The sequence below is a fragment of the uncultured Microbacterium sp. genome, assembly GCF_963521695.1.
Classification (GTDB): Bacteria; Actinomycetota; Actinomycetes; order Actinomycetales; family Microbacteriaceae; genus Microbacterium.
In genome coordinates, this window is sequence record NZ_CAUQWC010000271.1 from 1 (window position 1) to 3,997 (window position 3,997).

General features: G+C 70.5%; 4 protein-coding genes. 3 read left to right on the forward strand and 1 reads right to left on the reverse strand.

Annotated elements, in window-relative coordinates:
- Nucleotides 1-247: 247 nt before the first annotated feature.
- The 3 genes from RWP81_RS14980 to RWP81_RS14990 all read left to right on the forward strand — a co-directional run bounded on the left by RWP81_RS14980 (nt 248) and on the right by RWP81_RS14990 (nt 2,960).
- On the forward strand, nt 248-1,477 hold the full coding sequence (locus RWP81_RS14980; protein WP_314457427.1) for an LLM class flavin-dependent oxidoreductase: 1,230 nt from the start codon (nt 248-250) through the stop codon (nt 1,475-1,477).
- Between the two features lies 1 nt (nt 1,478).
- Nucleotides 1,479-2,123, forward strand: coding sequence for an FMN reductase (locus RWP81_RS14985; RefSeq protein ID WP_314457429.1), 645 nt, complete (start codon nt 1,479-1,481; stop codon nt 2,121-2,123).
- A 234-nt stretch (nt 2,124-2,357) separates the two neighbouring features.
- Nucleotides 2,358-2,960 carry a class I SAM-dependent methyltransferase gene (locus RWP81_RS14990; RefSeq protein ID WP_314457430.1) on the forward strand — a complete coding sequence of 201 codons (603 nt, stop codon included), beginning with the start codon at nt 2,358-2,360 and terminating at the stop codon, nt 2,958-2,960.
- A gap of 51 nt (nt 2,961-3,011) precedes the next feature.
- Here the strand turns inward: RWP81_RS14990 and RWP81_RS14995 are convergent, their stop codons facing one another.
- A complete protein-coding gene (locus tag RWP81_RS14995) occupies nt 3,012-3,794 on the reverse strand; it encodes a DNA/RNA non-specific endonuclease (protein WP_314457431.1) in 783 nt (260 codons plus the stop codon).
- Between the last annotated feature and the right edge of the window lie 203 nt (nt 3,795-3,997).

A 3,997-nucleotide genomic window follows, 5' to 3' on the forward strand; every position in this document is an offset into this window, starting at 1 on the left:
TGCCGGGCCCGGGTCGGGCCGCGCGGCGCGAGGCCACACGATCCGCGCGAGATCACGTCGTTTCATGGGTGGCGAACGTGTGATCTCGGACCGATCGTGTGACTTCAGGGGCGATCCGGCGGGGCGGGGCGGGGCGGTGCGGGGCGGGGCCGCTCACGGCGGTGCACCCCGCCGCCGAGGAATAAAGTTCGGCGCTCCGCGTTCTCCCATGTATATTCAGATGCATACAAAACGGAGGCGCATCACGATGAGCGAGACGAACAACTGGCCCGGAATGCAGTTCGGTGTCATGACGGTGAGCGACATCACCCAGGACCCCACCACGGGTAAGACGCCGAGTGAAGCCCAGCGCATCAAGGACACGCTCACGATCGCCAAGCACACCGAAGAGGTCGGCCTCGACGTCTTCGCCCTCGGCGAGCACCACAACCCGCCGTTCTGGTCGTCGTCCCCGACGACGACGCTGGCGTACATCGCGGCCCAGACCGAGCGCCTCATCCTCACGACCTCGACGACCCTCATCACCACGAACGACCCGGTGAAGATCGCCGAAGACTTCGCGATGCTGCAGCACGTGTCGAACGGTCGGGCCGACCTCATGCTCGGCCGCGGCAACACCGGGCCCGTGTACCCCTGGTTCGGTAAGGACATCCGCCAGGGCCTGCCGCTGACCATCGAGAACTACGACCTGCTGCACAAGCTGTGGCGAGAAGACGTCGTCGACTGGGAGGGGAAGTTCCGCACCCCGCTGCAGGGCTTCACCTCGACCCCGCGCCCGCTCGACGGCGTTCCCCCGTTCGTGTGGCACGGCTCGATCCGCACCCCCGAGATCGCCGAGCAGGCCGCGTACTACGGCAACGGCTTCTTCGCCAACAACATCTTCTGGCCCAAGGAGCACTACCAGCGCCTCATCACGCTGTACCGCGAGCGCTTCGCCCACTACGGTCACGGCACGCCGCAGCAGGCGATCGTCGGTCTCGGCGGCCAGGTGTTCATGCGCGCCAACTCGCAGGAGGCCGTGCGCGAGTTCCGCCCGTACTTCGACAACGCCCCCGTCTACGGCCACGGCCCGAGCCTCGAGGACTTCAGCGAGATGACCCCGCTGACCGTCGGCTCGCCGCAGCAGATCATCGACCGCTACGCGTCGATGCGCGAGACCTACGGCGACTACCAGCGCCAGCTGTTCCTCATCGACCACGCGGGTCTTCCCACCAAGACGGTGCTCGAGCAGCTCGACATCCTGGGCTCCGAGGTCGTGCCGGTGCTGCGCAAGGAGCTGCAGAAGAACCGCCCGGCCGAGGTGCCCGACGCGCCCACGCACGCCAACCAGGTCGAGAAGATCTACGCCGGGGCCGCCCCGCGTCAGGCCGTTCCCGGCGCGAACCGCGGCGACAACCTCACCGCGGGCAGCCCGTACCAGGATGCCTCGCGTGCGGGCAGTGCCTTCGGTTCGGCCGCGACCAAGGTGGGTGCCTGACGTGGCCGGCCGACGTATCGCGGTCATCACCGCGGGGCTGTCGACCCCGTCGTCCACGCGCATGCTCGGCGACCGTCTCGCGCACGCCGTACTCGCCGAGCTCCGGGAGCGAGGGATCGACGCCACCAGCGACGTGTTCGAGCTCCGCGACTACGCGCACGATCTCACCGACAACCTGCTCACGGGGTTCGCGCCGCCCGCGCTCGAGCAGATGATCAACACGGTCGTCTCGGCTGACGGCATCATCGCGGTCACGCCGATCTTCTCCACCAGCTACTCGGGCCTGTTCAAGTCGTTCATCGACGTGCTCGACCCGCAGGCGCTGAACGGCACTCCCGTGCTGATCGGTGCCAACGCGGGGACGGCGCGTCACTCGCTCGCGATCGATTACGCCATCCGTCCGCTGTTCACCTACCTACACGCCAATCCCGTGCCGACCGGCGTGTTCGCGGCATCCAGCGACTGGGGATCCAACGCTGACGAGGTCGCCCCGCTCGGTGCGCGCGTCGACCGCGGCGCCCGCGAGCTGGCCGATGCCATCGCCGCGCGCGAGCCCGTGCGCGACGCCGACCCGTTCGACCCGTCGTCGTATCTCGGCGAGGGGCGCTCGTTCGGCCACCTGCTGGGCGGTCTGTCGGGGGAGTGACCTGCCGAAGCCCCGCCGCCCGTGAAGGTGGCGGGGCTTCGTCGTGCCGGCGAGGTGCGTGCAGTGGCGACGTGCGTCGGAATCGGGACGCCCCCACAGAATCGGGGCGGCACGGCCGTGGCATCCGATTCCGTTGCGCCGGGCCGATTCTGATGCCATGCCGGGCTGGGGTATCGCCCCGAGCGCCGGCGCGACACGGCGGCCCTAGGGTGGGGGCGACGAGAAGGAGCCCGAATGGATGCCGCCCAGTGGGACGAGCGCTACCGCGCCTCGGCCGGGGGAGTGTGGGCCGCCGAGCCGCCCGCCGTCGTGCGCGAGATCACCGCGTCTCTGCGACCGGGAACCGCCATCGACGTCGCGACCGGTGACGGACGCACGGCGCTCTGGCTCGCAGCCCGCGGCTGGACGACCACCGGCGTCGACTTCTCGACCGAGGCCCTCGCGCTGGCCGCGGCGCGTCCCGGCGGGGATGCCGTGACCTGGGTGCGCGGCGATGTGACCACGTGGGAGCCGGTGGCATCCGTGGATCTCGTCGTCTCGTGCTACCTGCACCTGCCCGACAGTGCGGCCGCCGTGGCGCGGATGGCGGAGTGGGTGGCTCCGGGCGGTGTGCTCGTGGTCGTCGGCCACGACGTCGACAACATCGCGGCCGGTGGCCACGGGCCCGCCGATCCCGCGATCCTGTACACGCCGGCGCTCCTGCGCGGGGCAGTGGATGAGCGGTTCCACATCGCCCGGTGCGGTCAGTTGACGCGTTCCCCCGCGGATGCCGAACTGCGCGGCGGTCATGCCGCTCATGCGGTCGACACGTTGCTGCACGCGGTGCGGGTGCGCTGACCGGAGACGGTGTCGCGCCCTGTCCGCCCCCGCCGCGCACGAGCGGGCGCTTCACACCACGATGTCGGCGACCCCCTCGAGCTCGCGGGCGATGACCGGGCGCAGCCCCCGCCGCACGAAGATGTCGGCGTTGGCGAGCGGACCGACGTCGAGGCCCGCTTCTGCCGCGATGTCGGCGATCGGCACCTGGAACGTGCGGAAGGTACCGAGCGGCGTCACCGTCAGCCCCTGACGCGTGTCGACGAGCTCGGTCTGATCGAGCACGAAACCGGCGGCCGCGAGCTCCTCACCGCTGCGCCAGGCCGCGATCTTCCAGAACCGCAGGGGCACGCGGATGCCGCGGTAGGGCGGGTCGGCCTCGTCGAGCACCGGGGCGGTGAACACCGCGACGCGCTGGTCGGTCGTCTCGGCGTAGGCGAGGACGTGGTCTTCGAGCCCGAGCCACAGTTCTTTCGACTGGTTGAAGCCGGCCGCCTGGGGAGCGGCGTTCGTGTAGAAGAACGTCGCCTCGGTGGCATCCCGAGCCTCGGACGCCGAGCCCCAGCCGGGATCACGGCGGCGCACGAGGTGACCGCGATCGAGGTCGTTGCGACTGTAGACCTCGGGGCCGGCCTGGGCGTCGTCGTCTACCCGCGGGTCGAGGCGCCACTCGCCCGTGCGGGGCTGGTCGCGCAGCGTCGCGCCGTCGATGACGACGCCGGTGACGGCGGCGAATCGGCGCTCCTCGTCGAGCAGCACCGAGAAACGCGGGTAATCGAGTCGCGTGGCGGGTCGGGTGGGCGCGGGAAGGGGAAGGGGGATGCCGAGGAAGTCGGGGTCGTAGCCGTCGCTCATGCCTCCATCGTGCCGTGGACCTCCGACATCGCGACAGACTGGCGCAATGGAACAGCACGTGAAGACGAGGTCGGACGCGCCCGCCGGATTCTTCGCCGTGGAGGCCGCGGGCCTGCGGTGGCTGGCGGAGGCGCAGGGAGCGCGCACGGCCGAGGTCATCGATGTCGAGCCCGACCGCATCGCCCTCGAACGCATCGCGGAGG

Bases quoted from the DNA above. Each gene is read 5' to 3' on its own strand.
- RWP81_RS14980 (WP_314457427.1), top strand. From the start codon at position 248: ATGAGCGAGACGAACAACTGGCCCGGAATGCAGTTCGGTGTCATGACG.
- RWP81_RS14995 (WP_314457431.1), bottom strand. From the start codon at position 3,794: ATGAGCGACGGCTACGACCCCGACTTCCTCGGCATCCCCCTTCCCCTT.
- RWP81_RS14990 (WP_314457430.1), top strand. From the start codon at position 2,358: ATGGATGCCGCCCAGTGGGACGAGCGCTACCGCGCCTCGGCCGGGGGA.